The 17891-nt window shown below is 71.3% G+C and carries 18 protein-coding genes; 2 read left to right on the forward strand and 16 right to left on the reverse strand.

Features of this window, described 5'->3' with window-relative positions:
- Nucleotides 1-106 precede the first annotated feature (106 nt).
- Nucleotides 107-1495 (forward strand): cytochrome P450, encoded by a 1389-nt coding sequence (locus HHX35_RS13755; protein WP_182899209.1) that lies wholly within the window; start codon nucleotides 107-109, stop codon nucleotides 1493-1495.
- 1 nt (nucleotide 1496) lies between these two features.
- Here HHX35_RS13755 and HHX35_RS13760 read toward each other — a convergent pair whose 3' ends face one another.
- The 16 genes from HHX35_RS13760 to HHX35_RS13835 all read right to left on the reverse strand — a co-directional run bounded on the left by HHX35_RS13760 (nucleotide 1497) and on the right by HHX35_RS13835 (nucleotide 16162).
- Nucleotides 1497-3902, reverse strand: a complete 2406-nt coding sequence (locus tag HHX35_RS13760; protein WP_182899210.1) for a DUF4132 domain-containing protein — start codon at nucleotides 3900-3902, stop codon at nucleotides 1497-1499.
- 2 nt (nucleotides 3903-3904) lie between these two features.
- Nucleotides 3905-4285: a hypothetical protein gene (locus tag HHX35_RS13765; RefSeq protein ID WP_259405032.1), complete on the reverse strand. Its 381-nt coding sequence runs from the start codon at nucleotides 4283-4285 to the stop codon at nucleotides 3905-3907.
- A gap of 106 nt (nucleotides 4286-4391) precedes the next feature.
- Nucleotides 4392-5342: a DUF2332 domain-containing protein gene (locus HHX35_RS13770; RefSeq protein WP_182899212.1), complete on the reverse strand. Its 951-nt coding sequence runs from the start codon at nucleotides 5340-5342 to the stop codon at nucleotides 4392-4394.
- 64 nt (nucleotides 5343-5406) lie between these two features.
- Complete coding sequence (locus HHX35_RS44595; RefSeq protein WP_310739077.1) at nucleotides 5407-6369, reverse strand: sugar phosphate isomerase/epimerase; 963 nt, start codon at nucleotides 6367-6369, stop codon at nucleotides 5407-5409.
- On the reverse strand, nucleotides 6366-7160 hold the full coding sequence (locus HHX35_RS13780; RefSeq protein WP_139575261.1) for a GntR family transcriptional regulator: 795 nt from the start codon (nucleotides 7158-7160) through the stop codon (nucleotides 6366-6368). Before HHX35_RS13780 ends, HHX35_RS44595 begins: the two co-directional genes overlap by 4 nt.
- A 112-nt stretch (nucleotides 7161-7272) precedes the next feature.
- Entirely contained in the window at nucleotides 7273-8466 is a 1194-nt protein-coding gene (locus HHX35_RS13785) for an RNA-guided endonuclease TnpB family protein (protein ID WP_182899213.1), read from the reverse strand.
- A complete protein-coding gene (tnpA, locus tag HHX35_RS13790; RefSeq protein WP_182899214.1) occupies nucleotides 8467-8865 on the reverse strand; it encodes an IS200/IS605 family transposase in 399 nt (132 codons plus the stop codon).
- A 96-nt stretch (nucleotides 8866-8961) separates the two neighbouring features.
- Entirely contained in the window at nucleotides 8962-9726 is a 765-nt protein-coding gene (fabG, locus tag HHX35_RS13795; protein ID WP_182899215.1) for a 3-oxoacyl-ACP reductase FabG, read from the reverse strand.
- A gap of 9 nt (nucleotides 9727-9735) precedes the next feature.
- Entirely contained in the window at nucleotides 9736-10737 is a 1002-nt protein-coding gene (locus tag HHX35_RS13800) for a phosphotransferase enzyme family protein (RefSeq protein ID WP_182899216.1), read from the reverse strand.
- 233 nt (nucleotides 10738-10970) lie between these two features.
- Nucleotides 10971-11672, reverse strand: coding sequence for a hypothetical protein (locus tag HHX35_RS13805; RefSeq protein ID WP_259405033.1), 702 nt, complete (start codon nucleotides 11670-11672; stop codon nucleotides 10971-10973).
- Nucleotides 11665-11949, reverse strand: coding sequence for a BMC domain-containing protein (locus tag HHX35_RS13810; RefSeq protein ID WP_139575266.1), 285 nt, complete (start codon nucleotides 11947-11949; stop codon nucleotides 11665-11667). The genes HHX35_RS13805 and HHX35_RS13810 overlap by 8 nt, the downstream gene beginning before the upstream one ends.
- Nucleotides 11950-11964: 15 nt before the next feature.
- Nucleotides 11965-12210, reverse strand: coding sequence for a EutN/CcmL family microcompartment protein (locus HHX35_RS13815; protein WP_142564684.1), 246 nt, complete (start codon nucleotides 12208-12210; stop codon nucleotides 11965-11967).
- A complete protein-coding gene (locus tag HHX35_RS13820; protein WP_182899217.1) occupies nucleotides 12210-12791 on the reverse strand; it encodes a hypothetical protein in 582 nt (193 codons plus the stop codon). The genes HHX35_RS13815 and HHX35_RS13820 overlap by 1 nt, the downstream gene beginning before the upstream one ends.
- Nucleotides 12788-13402 carry a BMC domain-containing protein gene (locus HHX35_RS13825; protein WP_182899218.1) on the reverse strand — a complete coding sequence of 205 codons (615 nt, stop codon included), beginning with the start codon at nucleotides 13400-13402 and terminating at the stop codon, nucleotides 12788-12790. The genes HHX35_RS13820 and HHX35_RS13825 overlap by 4 nt, the downstream gene beginning before the upstream one ends.
- A 1-nt stretch (nucleotide 13403) precedes the next feature.
- The gene (locus HHX35_RS13830; protein WP_220505367.1) at nucleotides 13404-14897 is read right to left on the reverse strand and encodes an aldehyde dehydrogenase family protein; all 1494 of its coding nucleotides are present in this window, start codon (nucleotides 14895-14897) and stop codon (nucleotides 13404-13406) included.
- Nucleotides 14894-16162, reverse strand: a complete 1269-nt coding sequence (locus tag HHX35_RS13835; RefSeq protein WP_139575270.1) for an aspartate aminotransferase family protein — start codon at nucleotides 16160-16162, stop codon at nucleotides 14894-14896. The genes HHX35_RS13830 and HHX35_RS13835 overlap by 4 nt, the downstream gene beginning before the upstream one ends.
- 223 nt (nucleotides 16163-16385) lie before the next feature.
- On the opposite strand from HHX35_RS13835, the gene HHX35_RS13840 reads away from it, so the two are divergent.
- Nucleotides 16386-17888: an APC family permease gene (locus HHX35_RS13840; protein WP_220505368.1), complete on the forward strand. Its 1503-nt coding sequence runs from the start codon at nucleotides 16386-16388 to the stop codon at nucleotides 17886-17888.
- Nucleotides 17889-17891: the final 3 nt, after the last annotated feature.

Raw genomic sequence — 17891 nt, forward strand, 5'->3', positions numbered from 1 at the left:
CCCCATCCGGCAGCACGTGTGGGGCCGGGGGCGCTGACATTCGCGGGCGGACGCTCTAAGATCGCCGCCCGTACCCCACATATGGCAGGAAAGGCAGGCGCAGGCCTTGGTCTCCGAAAGATGGTCGGCGTCGGCCGTGGAAGGGCTCATCTCGTTGCCGCTGGAGTCCCTGCTCACGAGGGACTACGAAGCCGATCCCGCCCCCGTCCACGAGCGCCTGCGCGCCAGGTATGGCCCGGTGGCCCCGGTCGACGTCCTCGGCGTGCCGGTCTGGTTCGTGCTCGGCTACGACGAGGTGCTGCACATCATGCAGAACGCGCGCGACGTGTGGGGCAAGCGCGTGGACCACTGGCGGGCGTACGCGGAGGGGCGCGTTCCCGCCGACTGGCCGCTGCTCGCCCTCCTGCAGGCCGACAACTCGGGTTTCCACGACGGGGAAAGACACCGGGGTCTGCGCGGCGCCTGGATCGCGGGGCTGCGGCCGTTCCAGGATCCCGGGAGCGAGCAGGCGCAGCGGCTGGAACGCGCCATGGTGAGGTACTGCGACGACCTCGTGGACGTGATGGCGGAGGCCGGGCCCACCGGGCGGGCCGATCTCGCCGCCCAGTATGGGCGGCCGTTCCCGTTGCTCGTCGCCAACCACCTGCTCGGCGTCACCATCGAGCGGGGCGAGGACATGGTGGAGGACCAGTGGCGCCTGCTGGACGGCCCCGACTCCGCCGGGGCGTACCAGCGGTTGTGTGCCGCCCTCCTCGAACTGGCGACGGTCAAACGGCAGCGGCGCGGCGACGACCTGCCGTCGTACATGATCGAGGCGAAGCCGGATCTCACCGACGAGGAGCTCGCCCGCGAGTTGCTGATGCTGTCCGGCTTCCTGGACTTCACCGGCAGCCTGATCTGCAACGTCATCCTCGAGGTGATCACCAATCCCCGGCTCAGGGAGAGCGTGTCGGTCGGCGCGATCGAGGAGGTGGTCAACCGGGTCGCCCTGGCCAACCCGGCGCTGGCCAACCTGACCTTCCGCTACGCCAGGACGGACGTGAAGCTCGGCCGCTTCACGATCGCGGCCGGCGACCCGGTGATGCTGTCCATCGCGGGCGCGCACGCCGACCCGCGGTTCGCCGGAGCGCTCACCCGCGACAGCGTCCGCAGCACCCGCGCCCACCTCGCCTGGGGGGCGGGCCCGCACAGGTGCCCGAGCCAGCGGCTGGCCATGCAGATGTCCACGATCGCGGTGCGCCGCCTGCTCGACCGGTTCTCGGCGCTGAAGCCGGCGATTCCGGCCGACCAGCTTCCCTGGCGTCCCTCCCCCTTCGTCCGCGCGCTGCGCTCCCTGCCCGTGAACTACGAGCTCAGCGCGAGCTTCGCCGGCACGCCCCGGCCCGCACCGGAGACCGGCGGCGAGCCGTCACCGCCGGTCGCGCAGGACAGCGGCGACGGGCGCCCGAGGTCCGGTCTCCTGGCGGTCCTGCGCAGGCTGCGCCGCGTGCAGTGAGTCACGGACGGATCTGCCGGACGATCGTGGGGTCGGTGATCTCGGTGTCGGCGGCGAGCAGGAAGGCCTTGGACACGATGACCGACAGCATGCCGCCGTCCTCCTCGAAGGGCAGGAAGACCCGGTCACCCGACCCCCGCGGAACCACGCACAGATAGGCGTCGTTGGGCTCCATCAGAATGTTGCCCGACCCCAGGTGGATCTTGTACGTACGTAGCTCACCCCGGACCACCAGAAAACGATCGGTCAGCGCGCACCGATCGGCGATCGCCAGCCGCGGCAGCAACCGGGCGAGCGCGTCACGCCGCACCCGGGCGTTCTCGGACAGGTCCCCGAAGCCGTAGGACCGCCAGTAGTCCCGCAGCCGGTCGACTCCCCGGTCGAGCCACTCCGGATCGGCGCCGATCGACGCGACCGCGACGAACAGGTCCACGTCCCGCATCGCCTCGCTGAACACCAGCGGCGGCACCTCGGCGAGCCGCGCCTCACGCCAGCCGTCCCCGGCCATCCGGTGGAAGCGGACCTCGCCGATGGTGGCGTATCCGTCCTCGTGCCAGAGGTAGTCGTGGAGGAACGTCGCCCGCCAGCCCCCTCCGCCCAGCACCCGCCTGGCCTCCCCGTCGCCGCCGCCGTCCCACGGCCCCAGATAGGGGGACTGCCACCCACGCTGCTTGAGCAGGGCGTACAGCTTGTGGTAGCCGACCACGTGCCCGGCGAACCGGTTGGAGTAGGTCGCCGTCGCCTCCTCGGCGGGCGTCAGCGGGTACACCTCGCGGAAGGCCTGCTTGAACGGCTGGCGCAGCTCCTTGTCCTGCACGACCTCGCGCCAGGCCCGCACCTCGTCCGGCGTGGCGCGGGCCGGATGCCACAGCCGCACGGGGACGTCCGGCACGGTCAGCCCGAGCTCGCTGCGCCACACCCCGGGCGACACCTCGAACTCCCAGATCATCCGGTCCGCGACCGGATGTCCCTCGATCTGCCGGTAGGGCGGCGCGACCTGGTGGGCGAACCCGGCCTCCAGCGCCCTGACCAGGGTCTTCTGCTGCCGGCGGACCTGCTTGGCCAGCTCGCGCAGTCGCTTGACCTCGTCGGGGTGCTCCCGTTTGACCGCAGCAGGAACCGTCTTGAGCTTCCTGTCCCCGTGCCACCACGACAACTCGACCTCGCCCTCGACCGAGATGACCGCCGTGTGCTCGCCCAGCGGCTGCCGTACGCGCCCGTCCGGCAGCCGGAAGGCGACCTCCACCCGGTCGGCCAGCGCGGGTTCGATGCGCTTGAGCACGCGGTCGAGCTGCTTGGGCACGCCCGCGTGCCGGGTCGTGTCCCTGGCGGCACGCAGGGCCGTGACGGCCTCCGGGGTCGGGTGGTCCTCGGCCGCGCGGGCGATCTCGAACAGCACCCCCTGTGAGGGCAGGGTCCTGGCCTTGGTGGGCGCGACCGCGACACCGCGCGCCAGCCGCTCCAGCGGCTCGGGCAACCAGGGCTCGTCCCGGAGGAGCGCGATCCGTACGGCGCGGCCGATCGTCTGCTTCTCCCCCACGCCGAACGCCTTCTCCGCGCGGTAGGGCACCTCCCCGGCATGGATGGCGCCGACGCGGGCCGCGGCCGCCTCCACTGTGGTGCGGGTGAAGGCAACGTAGCCGGGCAGGACGCTCAGCCGCTCCCGGGCGTCGGGCAGCGGTGGCGGGGCGTTGCGGGAGCTTTCCCGCGCGGACTCGGCGAACAGCGCCCGCTGCGTGGGGTCCCAGCCGAGCAGCAGTTCCACCTCGGCCATGGCCAGTGGACCGCGCCCGGTGGTGAGCCGCTCGGCCGCCTCGGCGTCCAGCCCGGCGAGCCCGGCGGCCGCCAGCAGCGAGAAGGGCTCGTCGAGCCGATCCTCCCGGAGCAGGCGCTCCACCGCGACGCGGGCCGGACCGGCGAGCCGGTCGAGCGGCGCGCCCGCGGGGCACCGGACCAGCGCGCCCACCGCGACCCGGATGTCCGCCCGTCGCCCGGCCAGTGCGTCGAACAGGTCGGCGCACGCCTCCGGTGTGAACAACGGCTGACGCTCACTCGCCTCCCTTTCGACCTCCCACCGCACCAGAACGGCGTCGCGGGACTCCATGTCGACGCGGCATGCCGCGGGGAGCAGCGCTCCCAGCTCGTACGCGCTGAGCCGTGAGGCGTCGAGCCCCTGGGCGGCACGCGTGGTGACGCCCGCCATCAGGTCCTGCAGGAGCCGCTCCCGCTGGACAAGCCTCGCGGCCCCCGTCATCAGGTCGTGCAGGAACCGCGCCCGCGGGGACAGGGGCGTGCCATGGAGGTTCATGACAGGACCTGCCTGGAGATCGCCGGGGCCGGTGATCTCGGTATCCGGCCTCTCGAACTCGTCCTTGCCGGCCTGGCTCAGGTAGCCCCACGCGTCCACCGTCAGCCTCCGGCCAGGGGGACGAGCTTGACGAACGACACCACAGGATCGGCGATCAGGTCGATCTCCGTGTCGAGGCCCTCGACCTGGCGGTCGCCGACCAGCAGCAGGAAGCCGTTGCGGGCGAAGGCGGCCTCGGCGGCGTCGGCCTGCTTCTCCCAGTCGAGCGTGCCAGTGGTGCGCATGCGGTAGCCGTTCAGCTCCGCCTCGGCGTCCGTCGGCGTGACCAGACCGCGAAAGCACGGCGCGGGAGAGGCGTTGTGACGGGCCACCTCCTCGCGGACGCGCAGACGCACCAGCTCACGGGCCGTGGTCCGGTCGGGCAGGTCCGGAAGGGAGAACTCGGCCAGAGCGCGGCCCGTCGCGGTCTCATCGCGAAACATCACTGACGCCATCGAACGACTCGTTTCCGTGAAGATCAGAAGATGGCGCAATTCATAGCAGTGACGGGCGACAAACAAGCCGCCCCGCGGCGGGCGACGGGCGAGGTCACGCGAACCAGACCATCGCCTGCCCGTGCGACAGGGTCCAGGCGAGCGGCGTCCCGTCCAGCGCGAGCACGTTGTACAGCGCCGCTCCGGGCGGCTCCGGCAGACCAGGGCGCGGCAGACCAGGGCGCGGCAGCACATCGGGGGTCTCGTTCGCGATCCAGTGCCCCGGCAGCCCGCGGACCACCTCGGCGAACGCCTCCCGCCGCGGCGCCGGCACCTGATACAGCACCGAGGTGTGGAACACGACCAGCGTGGCGCCTGCCGGGGCCTTCGCGGCCAGTTCCGGCAGGTCGTCCGCCAGGTCGCCGCGCACGAGCAGCGGCGGCTCGGCCGCGGCGACGGCCGCCGCCGCCCGCAGCCGGGCCCGCCGCCGCTCGTGCTCCGGCCAGATGAGGGCGGCGAGCCACGCGACGTCGGCGGGATCGGTCACGTCGAGCGGGTTCAGATCCAGACCTGCCCGCCACACCACCTCGGGTACACGGGCTGGTAGCGTCACCCCGGTCGCGGCGCAGTCCAGGACCGGTTCGCCGGAGCCGAGCAGGTGGTCGCCGTAGCGGTAGGCGTACCGGTCGGGATAGAGGCACAGCCCGGCCGAGGCCCCGACCTCCAGCAGCGCGAGCGGCTGCGGCAGCGCGGCGAGCACCGGCAGCAGCACCGCGCACCGCCCGGCCTCGTTCGTCTGCGTGGCCCGGGTGCGCATCTCCGCTTGGACCGCCGGCCAGTTGCCCACGGTGTAGTCAAGGAACGCGGCGGGGTCCTCGACCGGGCCGCCGAGGAACCGGACGACGGCGAACAGCAGGTTCGGCTGCCGCTTCGCCGGTGGGAGCGCGCCGAGCAGCTCGAGCGTCTCGCGGTCACGGGAGACCGCGAGCGCCAGGCGTTCGTACGCCGGGGACACGCCGTGGGCCTCTCGTGCGGCGAACTCGGCGTAATTCGCGGCGGTCGTCATACCGCCATCGTCGTCGAGTCCTGCCTCTGGCGCGCGCGGCGGGGCGCGATCAGGGAGGGCGGGATCAGGCGAGGCCGGCGGCGCGGAGGGCCTCGCCGAAGGCGGTGCGGTTGGCCCTCTGGTCGGCGACGGCCCGCGCCAGGGCCTCGGTGTCCGAGGCGCGGAAGGCCGGGACGTCCTGCTCGATCACGATCCAGCCCTCGTAACCCGACCGCCGCAGCTCGGCCAGCACGGCGGGCAGGTCCAGGTCGCCCTGACCGAGCGGCGGGAAGCCGCCCGCCGCGACCAGGTCCCACAGGTCGCCGCCGCCCCCGCGGATCCGGGCGAGGACGTCTCGGGAGGCGTCCTTGACGTGCACCTGGCGGATGCGCGAGGACCAGTCGCGGATGGCCGCCACCGGGTTGCCCCCGGCCAGCCACAGGTGCCCGGTGTCCAGGCACAGCGAGACGTCCGTCGAGCCGAGCAGCCGCTCGACCTCCTCGGGCGTCTCCACGTCGGTGCCCAGATGGTGGTGGAAGACGGGTTCCAGGCCGCGGTCGCGGCAGCGGGCCGCCGCCTCGCCGATCCGCCCGGCGTACGCGGGCCAGTCGTCGTCGGGCAGGGAGAGCCTCAGGTCGGCCGGCATGCCGGGACGGGCGAACCGCTCGGGCCGGTCCGGGCAGGCGAGCGTCGGCCGCGGCGCGAACCGCGGATCGGCCGTCCCGGCCCCGGCGTCGCCGACGGCGGTGAACACGTCGAGGGCGGCGTCGAGGGCGGCCAGGTCCTCGCGGAAGCCGTCCGGGTCGTCGTAGCGCAGGTCCACCCAGCCGCCGGCCAGTCCGAGACCGTGCGCCGCGAGCCGTTCGGGAAGGATCGGTGCCGTGCCCAGGTATCCGATCGGCCCGGAGTCGGTGCCGTCGTACCCGGCCTCGCGCATCGTCGCGAGCAACTCCTGCGACCCCAGCGGCGCGCTGTCGGCGCGGTAGACGCCGAAGCTGACGGGCGCGCTCGCCACCCGCACCGCCCAGGGATCCGTGCGTGCCGTCACCCCGTCACCTCCGGGAAGCGCACGAGCCGGCCCTGCTCGCGGGCGGAGTGCGTGGCGCCGGTGGCGCCGCTGACGTGGACGAGGACGCGGGTGCGGTCGCCCCTGAAGACGTCCTGGGAGAACTCGAAGGCCCGGCCCTGCTCGTCGGAGGTCGTGCGGGTGATGGCCAGGACCGGCACGCCGGGCTCCACACCGAGCACCGCCGCCTCCTCCTCTCCCGCCGCCACCGCCTCGATGCGTTCGAGCGCGTCGGCGGGGCGCACGCCGTACCGCTCGGCGAGCAGCTCGTAGACCGACCCGCCGAGGGGCTGCTCCAGCAGTCCCGGGAAGCGCAGCGCGGGGAACCGGGCCTGCTCCAGCGAGAGCGGCACCCCGTCGGCGAACCTGATGCGGACGATCTCGGTCACCAGGTCGCCCGGCTGCATGCCCAGGGCCGCGGCGGTCGCCTCGTCGGCGCCCGCGATCGTGGCCCTGACCACCCGGGACCCCGCGGTGAAGCCCTGTTCGCGCAGCAGCGCCGGCACGCCGACCACGCTCGACAGGTCGCGCTCCACCTTGCCGCCGCTGACGAACGTCCCGCCGCCCCTGCCGGGCACCCGGCGCACCGCGCCCGCCTGCTCCAGCAGCCCGAGCGCCTGGCGCAGCGTCGTACGGCTGACTCCCATGCGCGTGGACAGCTCGCGCTCCGAGCCGAGCCGCTGGCCGGGCCGGAGCTCGCCGCTCGTGATGAGCCGAAGGACCTCCCGCCGCACCGCCTCGACCGCGCTCTCGCCATCCAGGTCGCGGGACACCTGCTCACCCTTTCCGCCTCACAGGGCCAAACCATGACAGAGCATGGATCGGCCCGATTAGTTGACTTCCTTCCCGCGCCCGAAGGCGGGGATTCCCGTGGCTGAGGCGCGTTCACGCTGCCCTCGTCTCGGGTGGTTGGCGCTTCGCAGACCGCCCAATGGCGAGGTCTCCACGCCCTGTCACCGCCAGCCCGGCGGCGAGGATGTTCTTCGCGGCGTTGACGTCAGCGTTGCCCGCGTAGGTGCAGGATGTGCAGGCGAAGACCGCTTGGCTCTCGCGGGACTTCGCATCCACCTGCCCGCACGCCGAACAGCGCTGCGAGGTGTACGCGGCGGGCACCCGCACGACGCGGGAGCCGTTGTACCGCGCCTTGTGCTCCAACGCGGTCAGCAGCCCGCCCCAGCCCTTGGCGAGGATGGCCCGGTTCAGACCCGCTTTCTGACGAACGCGGGACCCGGGCCGCTCCATGGTGCCCTTGGCACTGGCCGTCATATTCTTGACCTTCAGGTCCTCGACCACGACCAGCCCGTGGTCACGGGTCAGCCGATTCGCCGTCCAGGCGAGGAAGTCGGCGCGCCGGTTGCGGATGCGGGCGTTCAGTCTCGCCAGCTTGGCCCGTGTGGCCGCGCGCCGCATGGACTCTTTCCGCTGCCGGGCGAGCTGCTGCTGAAGCCGCTTCAGCCGAATCGTCTCCCCGGGCGTGAAGAACTCGCGGTCACACATCCATCCGCCCGAGGTGACCACAGCGACCTTGACGCCTCGGTCCACGCCGACAGGCGGCTTGCCGTTCGGCGCGAGCTCCACCAGCCCGTCTTCCACGCAGAACGCGATGTACCAGCGTCTGCCGTCCTTCAGCACTGTGGCGTTGCGGAGCCGACCGCCGAGCGGACGCGTCCACCGGAAACGGACCCAGCCGAGTTTGGGTAATCTCACCCGGCCCCACCGGTGTGACACGCGCTCGACAGCCAGGTGTCTAGGGTCGGGGAAACGGAACGACGGCGGGCTCTTGCGTTTGGAACGCCAGCGGACCTTGAACGTGCCGTGCGTCTTGCATGCCTTCTCCAGGTCGCGCAGCGTCTGCTGAAGCGTGTGCGACGGGGCTTCGGCCAGCCATGGGAAGTCTTTCTTTGCTTCGGCCAGTTGCCTGGCCTGCTCCACATAGCCGGTGAACGCCCCACGCTGCCGGTAGGCCCGGCGCTGCTCCAACGCGGTGTTCCACACCGCACGGCAGGCGTCGCCGATGAGTTCGGCGAGGGTCTCCTGCTCTGGGGTGAACGCCAGCAGGTAGCGGCGGCCGGTCAGCATTCAACGGCCCTTCTGCTGCTCGACGTACCGCTTCACCATGGCCGGGGGTGCGCCGCCAACCGTGGCCGCGAAGTAGGAGTTCGTCCACAACGTCGGGAGCTGGGACTTCAGGTGGGGAAATGCCTCACGCAGCACGCGGGACGAGCGACCCTTGATGGCCTTGACCAGTCGGTGAACGCCGTATTGCGGATCGACCTCGACCAGCAGATGAACGTGGTCGGGCATGACCTCCATTCGCACCAGCCATGCCCCTTTCTCGTCCACCACCTCGCGGATGAGTTCCTTCAAGCGTTCTTCGATCCGGCCGCCCAGTATGCGCCGCGGGTACTTAGGGCACCACACGACACGGAATGCGCACCGGAAAATGACGTTGGTGTTCGACCGCAGGGTTGCAGCCACGACAGACAGTATGCAGCTTAGAGCTACTAATCTCTGAGGATCGTGGGGGATGGGCTTATCCATGGCTGATGCCGGGTCCCTGCGGTTCAGCACGAATTACAACCCGCTCATCGCATCCTGCGATTCGGGCAGGACCTGGCCCCCGTCCACGACCAGCGAGTGCCCGGTGACGAACGCCGCCTCGTCGGTGGCGAGGAACAGGCAGGCGTTGCCGATGTCCTCGACCGAGCCGAGACGCCGCATCGGGATCGCGGCCTCCATCCCGCGCAGGTAGTCGTCCCCCAGGCCGGCCAGTCCCTCCGTCAGGATGTTGCCGGGCAGGACGGCGTTGACCGTGATGCCCTTCGGCGCCAGCTCGATCGCGGCGGTGCGCATGAACCCGAGCTGCCCCGCCTTGCTGGCGCCGTAGTGCGACCAGCCCGGCAGGCCGGTGAAAGGACCGGTGATGGAGGAGGTGAGGATGACCCGCCCGTGGCCGGACGCCTCAAGCGCGGGCAGGCACGCGCGGACGCAGAGCATGGTGCCCTTGAGGTTGACGCCGACGACCTCGTCGATGTCGGCCTCGGTCATCTCGGCGAGCTTCTTGTCGGGGAAGATCCCGGCGTTGGCGCACAGCACGTCGACGCCGCCGTGCCGCTCGGCCGCCGTCTCGGCGATGCGCTCGCAGTCCGCGGCCCTGGACACGTCCGCGACCACGTACGACGCGCCGATCTCGGCGGCGGCGGACTTCAGCGCCTCCTCGTCGCGGCCCGCGACGAGGACGTTCGCGCCGGCGCGGGCGAAGACCCGCGCGATGCCCTTGCCGATGCCCTTGCTGCCGCCGGTCACGACGACCGACCGCCCGGCCACTGGGGTGAACACATGGACTCCTTAGAGTGATCCGCTGAGGTAGCGCTCGGCCAGCTCGCAGCTGCCCTGGGTGTAGCCGGCGCCGAGTTCCCTGGCGACGTCGGCGGCCGAATGGGAGCCGATCCACGCGACGAGGAGGAGGCGGCGGAACATGATGAACGTCCAGATCTCGGCCTCGTCCTCCTTCTGGAGGCCGAGCACGGACCGGTAGCCGCGCACCCACGACTCCGCCATGTGCGGCACCTCGGGCCGGTGCTCGATGAAGCTGACGGCGGCGCCGAGGTCGTAGAGGTACCAGCCGAGGCCGCAGTCGTCGAAGTCGATGACGCTCGTCCCCGTCTGACCGTCCACGAGGAGGTTGGCCAGGCGCAGGTCGGCGTGGATGAGCCCGTACCGGTCGGGGCCCTTGCCGAACCGCTCCAGCCTGCGGCGCAGCTCGGCCTCAAGCCGGGCGAGCACGGCGTGCGCCTCCCTGTCCACGCCGACGCCGTCCTGCCACCTGCCCCACCGCGCCCGCGGGCCGAAGGCGGCGTCCAGGTCCCAGTGGAAGCGGGTGAAGGACGCCGGCCTCGCCCAGGCGCGGGCGTGGCGGTGCATGCGGGCGGTGAGCGCGCCCAGCCGCTCGAACTCCTCCACCAGCCGGTCCTCGGCCGGCTCCGCGCCGGGAAGGAACTCGAACATCACACAGTGACGGGGCTCGGAGCCCGGTTCCCGCATGGTGACGACGCGCGACCCGTCACGGGCGGGCAGCACGCGCGGCGTGACGATCCCGGCCTCGTCGCGCAGCGCGTCCAGCCAGGCGAGCTCGCTGGCGATGGCCTCCAGCGAGTGGTAGCCGAGCCGGTGGACCCGCAGGATCGCCCGGCGCCCGCCGTCCGCAACAGTGAAGGTCGCGTTCTCCGAGACGTTGAGCAGCGTCACGGTGGCGTCGGGGGAAACGTCGTAGTGCCGAAGGGCTCGGCGGGCGACCCCCTCGATGCGGGCGAGGACGTCGTCGCCGCCGGACAGGTCGTGGACCTGCATGCGTTCTCCTAAAGGATCCTGTGGAAGTGTCCGTCAGATCTTCCCCCGCCTGTGTTTCCCGCGTCGCTCGGCGGGGCGCTGATATCCGCCGGGTCGTGCCGCAGGCGCGCCAGGAGCACAGCCCTCGTCACCGCTTGGTCGCTTCGCTCCCGCGCGGCTCCTCAGTCCAGATCGGCGGCGCGCCCCTCCGGCTCGCTCGGTGCTTCCCGCGTCGCTCGGTGTGCCCGGTGCGGTCAGTGGTCGCGGCCCTCGACGGACTCGAGGACGCGGACGATGGCGTCCCTGGCCGTACGAACCGAGGAGGAGCGGCCGCTGATGTAGAGCCGCCCGGCGGACCCGATCATCTGCACGTCCACGAGCGTGATGTCCGGCGCCGCCGCCTCGGCCTCGTTGGCCGCCACGGTCGCGAACAGCGCCGGGGTCATCTCGCAGACCAGCAGTGTCTCCCCCGGCAGGACCATCGAGGCCTGCCGGTTGCGGTTGATGAGCACCGCGTGCTGATCCGTGATGTCCTCGATGACGTCGGTGTAGAGGATCCGGGGCCGCAACTGGTCGCCCGCCGAGGCGCCGATGCCGTCGAGGATCGCCTGCCCGGCCCGCCGTACGTGCTCCAGTGAGGAGCCGTGAACCTCGAGCACGCCGAACTGGCGCTCGACGAACAGGATGCCGGGCTCGACGGACGGCACGGCGCGCAGGGCGAGGTCGATGACCCGCTCGATCGCGAGGCCGGGGGCGACCTCCACGATCAGCGCGTGCTGCCCCTCGTACGGCGGGTAGCCCCGGGCCCGGGTGGGCGCGGCCATGGCCGCGGTGAACTGCCGCCGCAGGTTCTCCACCAGCAGGTAGACCCGCAGCTCGGCCGTACGCCGCTCCGCCGGAGCCGCCTTGCCGGCGGCACGCGCGCGGGAACGGGGCGCAGGGGCGGCGCTACTCACCGGTCGAGAGGTCGAACGCGCGGGCGAGGTCGGCGTGCGGGCGCGGGATCACATGCACGGAGACCAGCTCGCCCACGTTCGAGGCGGTCTCCGCCCCGGCCTCGGTGGCGGCCTTGACCGCGCCGACGTCGCCGATGACCGTGACGGCCACCAGTCCCGACCCGACCTGCTCGCGTCCGACGATCGTGACGTTGGCCGCCTTGACCATGGCGTCGGCGGCGGCGAGCGCAGCCACGTAGCCCTTGGTCTCGATCAGGCCGATCGCGTTGTTGGCCATGTGCCTCTCCTTCGGTTAGACGGTTTCGTCGATGGAGCCGATGATCAGTGCGTCGATCGGCGGGGACTTCTCGGCGGGGAACCAGGAGGCGGCCACCGAGCCCTGCACGATCAGGACCCGCTCGCCGATGCCGCTCCCGAGCACGTCGAAGGCGATCAGCCGGGCTCCCCCGTCGAGTTCGACTTCGAGGAAAGCGCCGGCCGGGACGCCCTCGACCCGCTTGGTGGACCACACGCTCGACGTGACGGTGCCGCGCAGCATCAGTCCTCCCTCTCCACGGCGAGTCCGCAGGCGCGGGCCCGCTCCCTGGCGAGCGGCGTGAGCACCGCGCGGCGGCCGAGGACCATCCGGGCGCCCGCGGCGGCGGCCGCGGCCACGTGCCGCTCGGTGACGGCCCCCTTCTCGTGCCGCACGACCTCCTGCCGTACGGCCTCCTGGGCGGGCTGTGCGGCAGGGGCGGGTTCGGGGGCGGGTGCGGGTGCGAGTGCGGGTGCGAGTGCGGGTGCGAGTGCGGCCAGGCGGAACCGCAGCCGTCCCGACCGCAGGGCGGCGGCGCGGGCCGGGTCCGCCGCGAGGTCGAGGACCCGCAGCGCGAACGCGTTGAGATCGTCGTCGCCGCCGATCACGACAGGTTCGGCCGCGAGCGTCCGGCCGGGGGTCTCGGCGGATGCACCGGGCACGTGTCCGGCCGGCGCGGTCCCGGCCGGCGCGGTCGTCGCGGTCCCGGGCGGCGCGGTCGCGGTCGTCGCGGTCACGGTCGTCGCGGCGGAGATCGCGGGAAGGAGGTCGCGCAGCACCTCGCGGACCAGCAGCCGCAGCTCGTCGGCCGGGAGCGCGGTCATCGCACGGCTCCCGCCCTGTCGCCCAGCACCCGGCGGGCGGCGTCGGCGGCCTGGCGGACGTCGGACTCGCGGCCGGACAGGTACACCCGGCCGGTCGCGCCCATCATGCGGTAGTCGACGACCTTGATCTCCGCGGCCTTCTCGGCCTCGTTCACCGCGAGGATCGCGTACGACGCGGGCTGGCATTCCAGGACGAACAGCGACTCGCCCGGCAGAGCCAGCGACCCGACGCGGTTGCGGTTGATGAGGAAGGCGTGCTGCCCGTCCAGGCTGGAGACGATCTCGGAGGCCAGGATGCGGGGCGCCACGGCATGGGCGGCGCTCGCGCCGAGCGCGTCGAGCACGGCGTCGGCCGCCGCCCGCACCTCCCCGATCTGCCCATGGAACTCCAGGTAGCCGAACTGCCGCTCGACCACCAGCACGCCGGCCTTCACGTCGGCGTGCTTGAGCGCCACGTCGGTCAGCGGCTCGATGTCGAGCCCGGGGGCGATCTCGATGATCTGCGCGGCCTGGTTCAGCCGCGGCAGCGCGCCGCGCATCCAGGTGCCGAGGTAGCACATGGTCTGCGGCTGCAGCTGGTCGATGAAGATGAAGGAGCGCAGCTCGGCCATGTCACGACCTCACCAGCGACGCGAGCTCTTCGAGGATGAGCCGCCTGATCTCCTCGCGCAGCACGTCGCCCTGTGGCGCCGGGGCCGCCGGGGAGGCGGGAGCCGTACGCGCGTTGGACGGCTCGGGGTAGCGCGGCACCGGGCCGTCTGGCGGCGACCACGGATCGAGCCCGGCGAAGTCGCCGAACGGCGCGTCCACGTGGTAGGCGAGCTTCGTCCAGTTCACCAGGTTGCCCGGCTGGAGGTTCTCCCCCGCCGACGAGCCGCCGACGTAGCCGGTGCCGATCGTCATGGAGATCGGCAGGTTCGTGTGGACGCCGGAGCCGCCCAGGCTGTTGCCGGAGTTGACCGAGACGCGCAGCACCGGCACGGCCGCGCCGTACTCGATGATCGTGCGGGAGTCGGTGCTGTGGATCGCGGCCGAGTGGCCGGCGCCGCTGATGCGCAGCACGGCCCTGGCCGCGTCGATCCCGGCGCGCGTGGACGGCACGCGCAGCAAGGCGAGCACCGGGCAGAGCTTCTCGTGCGCCAGCGGCTCCTCCGGCATGGGCCGGTCGATCGGCGCGAGCAGCACGCGGGTGCCGGACGGCACCCGTACGCCGGCCTGCTGGGCGATCCAGGTCGCGTCCTTGCCGACGAACCGGGTGTCGAACCGGCCGCCGGGGAAGACCGCCTCGCGCACCCGGTCACGATCGGCGGGCGACAGCAGGTGGGCGCCGCGCATCAGCGAGACGAGGCGGTCGGCGACCGCGTCCTCCACGATGAGCACCGATTCGTTGGTGCACAGGATCGAGTTGTCGAACGCCTTGCTGTCCACGATCAGCCGCGCGGCCGGCTCCAGGTCGGCGGTGCGGTCCACGAACACGGGGACGTTGCCGGGGCCGACGCCGAGCGCCGGGTTGCCCGAGCGGTAGGCGGCCCGGACGACCGGAGTGCCGCCGGTGGCGACGATCACGTCGACCCTGGGGTCGGCCATCATCGACTCGATCAGCGGCAGCGCCGGCTCCTCGACGACCTGGATCACGCCGTCCGGCGCACCCGCCTCGGCCGCCGCGGCGGCGAGCGTCCGCGCGGCGTCGGCGCAGCACTCCTTCGCCATCGGGTGGGGGCTGATGATGATCGCGTTCCTGGTCATCAGCGCCAGCAGGATCTTGAAGTAGACGGTGGCGACCGGGTTCGTCGAGGGGGTCAGCGCGAACACCACCCCGGCCGGCCGCGGGATCGAGACGATCTTCTGGGCCGCGTCAGTGCGCGGGGACACGTAGTCGTGGCCGGCGTACTCCTCGACCAGGCCGGTGGAGCAGGCCACGTTCTTGAGCGCCTTGTGCTCGGCCACGCCGAAGCCCGTCTCGCGCACGGCCCACTCGGCGTACCGGGTCGCGTTGGCGGCGCCGGCCCCGGCCACCGCGGCGACGATGCGGTCCACGCTCGCCTTGTCGTACCGGGCGAAGGCCCGGGCGGCCCAGCGTGCCCGCTCCAGCATCCCGGACGTCACTTTCCAGCCTCCTTCGCGGCCCGTGCGATCGCGACGGCCGTACGGTCGAGCAACTCCTCGGTGAGCACGGGATCGATGAGGATGCCCGGCTTGTACTGCAGGACCCGGGGGTCGAGGGTGGAGAAGATGGCCCACACGCCGTTGTCGTAGAGCTGCCGCATGACGAACTTGGCGCCCTCGGGGTGGTCGAACTCCAGGCCGAAGATCAGGCCGTTCTGCCTGATGCCGGTGAACCAGCCCGGGTTGTCGTCCCTGATCCGCTCCAGTCCGCGGCCGATGACGTCGGACGCGTGGTGGACGATCGAGCGGGTCTCGGGCCGGTTGCAGATCTCCAGCGTCTTCATGGCGGCGAAGCAGCCGAGCTCGCCGCCGCCGAACGTCGCCATGTGGGCGAAGCCGTCCTCGGTCAGCCAGCCGGCGCAGCGCTCGCTGACCAGGACCGCCGCGATCGGGTAGAGGCCGCCGGAGATGCCCTTGCCGGTGACGAGGATGTCGGGCCTGATGCCGTGCTTGGTGATGCCCCACAGCTCGCCGGTCCGCATCAGGCCGGTCTGCACCTCGTCGGCGATGTAGAGCGCGTCGTACGTCTCGCAGAGCCGCTTGACGCTCTCCAGGTAACCGGGATCGGGCAGCGGGAAACCGTACGTCGCGGGGATCGTCTCCATGATGACGGCGGCCACGTCCCTGCCCCGCAGGGCCTCCTCCATGCCGGCCAGGTCGTTGAACGGCACGTGGACGAACTCCTCCGGCCGCTCCGACAGGAACAGCCGGGAGAAGCGCTCGTCGCCGGTGCCGACCGCGAGGCCGGTGTGGCCGTGGTACGCCTTGACGATGGAGACGATCTTGCGTTTGCCGGTGGCGTGCCTGGCCGTCTTGAGCGCGATGTCGATGGCCTCGCCGCCGCCACTGGCGTAGATGACCTTGCTCAGCCCCTCGGGGCCGGTCGTGATCAGCGCCTCGGCCAGCGCGGTGCGGGCGAGCGAGGGGAAGTGGTGGTTGCCGATGTCGAAGTGGTCCATCGCCTGCTTCAGCGCGGCCACGACCTCCGGGTTGCGGTGCCCCAGGTTGTAGGTGCCGCCGTTGAGGTGGACGTCGATCAGGCGCTTACCGGAGACGTCGTAGAGGAAGTAGCCCTCTCTGCGGTCGATGACCAGCGGAACACCGGAGTCGATCCAGAACTGGGTCTTCCCCGGGTTCCAGTACGCCGAGGACTTCTCGAGAACCTCGTCCTTGTCCGCATAGGTGAACAGCCCGTAGTCCAGCATCCCGGTCCCATCGGTCCGTGAATCGGTAGGACCAAATAAGACACCGGTCACACCTTAAACGTCAACGGTTCTCGTGGTGAGGACTACGAAACACCAAGGGTCTTGCCCGGGCAAACCATGGAGTGGCACGATTTGCGCACCTTGTGTGACATGCCACACATCTCCCCCACCCCCACCATGGTCTCCCGGAGGCACTGCTTTGAGCACCTTTGAGACACAGGCGGTGACGACATCCGCCGAGACCCCGGGCGTCAGCCGGTTGCGCAAGGACGCCGTCGGACTGGTCGGCGTCATCTTCATGGCGGTCGCCACCGCCGCCCCCATCACCGCGATGACGGGCAACGTGCCCATCGCGCTCGGCTTCGGCAACGGCCTGGGAGCGCCGGCGGGCTACCTGTTCGCGACGATCGTGCTGACCGTCTTCTCGGTCGGCTACACCGCGATGGCCAAGCACATCACCGCGGCCGGGGCCTTCTACGGCTACATCTCCCACGGCCTCGGCCAGGTCGCCGGGATGGTCGCGGGGATGCTCGCGACGATGGCGTACGTCGTGTTCGAGGCCTCGATCATCGGGTTCTTCGCCTACCAGGCGAGCGACACCTTCAAGACCATGAGCGGGGTCGAGATCCACTGGCTGTGGTTCGCCTTCCTCGGCCTGGCGCTCAACGCGATCCTCACCTACTTCGACATCAACCTGACCGCCAAGGTCCTCGGCCTCTTCCTGATCACCGAGATCTTCATGCTCGGCCTGACCGCGGTCGTGACCTTGTTCCACGGAGGCGGCCCCGACGGGCTGATGGCCTCCTCGATCAACCCGATCAACGCGTTCACGACCAACGGCCTGGCCGCCGGCGCGGTCGGCCTCGGCCTGTTCATGTGCTTCTGGTCGTGGGTGGGCTTCGAGTCCACCGCCATGTACGGCGAGGAGTCGCGCGACCCCAAGCGCATCGTCCCCCGGGCCACGCTCGTCTCCGTCGTCGGCATCGGCCTGTTCTACACGTTCGTGTCGTGGATGGTGGTCGCGGCCAACGGCGTGAAGGCGCCGGAGATCGCCGCCAAGGAGTTCGCCGGCATCTTCTTCAACCCCACGCAGGAGATGATCGGCACCTGGGCCGTCGACCTGTTCAAGATCCTGATCCTGACCGGGTCGTTCGCCTGCTCGATGGCGTTCCACAACTGCGCCTCGCGTTACCTCTACGCCCTCGGCCGCGAGAACCTGTTCCCCGGCACCGCGAAGACCATCGGCGCCACCCACCCCAGGCACGGATCGCCGCACATCGCCGGCTTCGTGCAGACCGGCATCTCGGTCGTGATCGTGCTGGCGTTCTTCTTCGCCGGGATGGACCCCTACATCCACATCTACACGCTGCTCGCGGTGCTCGGCACGCTGGCGATCCTCATCGTGCAGTCGATGTGCTCGTTCTCCGTCATCGGCTACTTCCACTTCAGGAAGAAGCACCCGGAGACGAAGAGTCTCTGGCGCACGCTGCTCGCCCCGCTGGTCGGCGGCCTGGCCATGCTGTACGTCGTCTTCCTGCTCTTCCAGAACCAGGAGGCGGCGGCGGGCGACGCGTCCAAGACCCTGTTCTTCAAACTGATCCCCTACATCGTGCTCGCCGTCGCGGTGATCGGCGGCGGTTTCGCCCTCTACCTGAAGGCCCGCAACCCGGTGAAGTACGAGATCATCGGCCGGATCGTCCTCGAGGACACGGTCGAGCGCGACTGAAGG

Origin of the sequence: Microbispora sp. H10830 (assembly GCF_014161375.1) — a bacterium.
GTDB classification, from domain to species: Bacteria; Actinomycetota; Actinomycetes; order Streptosporangiales; family Streptosporangiaceae; genus Microbispora; species Microbispora catharanthi.

Bases quoted from the DNA above. Each gene is read 5' to 3' on its own strand.
- HHX35_RS13765 (WP_259405032.1), bottom strand. From the start codon at position 4,285: ATGTTTCGCGATGAGACCGCGACGGGCCGCGCTCTGGCCGAGTTCTCC.
- HHX35_RS13770 (WP_182899212.1), bottom strand. From the start codon at position 5,342: ATGACGACCGCCGCGAATTACGCCGAGTTCGCCGCACGAGAGGCCCAC.
- HHX35_RS13785 (WP_182899213.1), bottom strand. From the start codon at position 8,466: ATGCTGACCGGCCGCCGCTACCTGCTGGCGTTCACCCCAGAGCAGGAG.
- HHX35_RS13800 (WP_182899216.1), bottom strand. From the start codon at position 10,737: ATGCAGGTCCACGACCTGTCCGGCGGCGACGACGTCCTCGCCCGCATC.
- HHX35_RS13810 (WP_139575266.1), bottom strand. From the start codon at position 11,949: ATGGCCAACAACGCGATCGGCCTGATCGAGACCAAGGGCTACGTGGCT.
- HHX35_RS13815 (WP_142564684.1), bottom strand. From the start codon at position 12,210: ATGCTGCGCGGCACCGTCACGTCGAGCGTGTGGTCCACCAAGCGGGTC.
- HHX35_RS13820 (WP_182899217.1), bottom strand. From the start codon at position 12,791: ATGACCGCGCTCCCGGCCGACGAGCTGCGGCTGCTGGTCCGCGAGGTG.
- HHX35_RS13825 (WP_182899218.1), bottom strand. From the start codon at position 13,402: ATGGCCGAGCTGCGCTCCTTCATCTTCATCGACCAGCTGCAGCCGCAG.
- HHX35_RS13835 (WP_139575270.1), bottom strand. From the start codon at position 16,162: ATGCTGGACTACGGGCTGTTCACCTATGCGGACAAGGACGAGGTTCTC.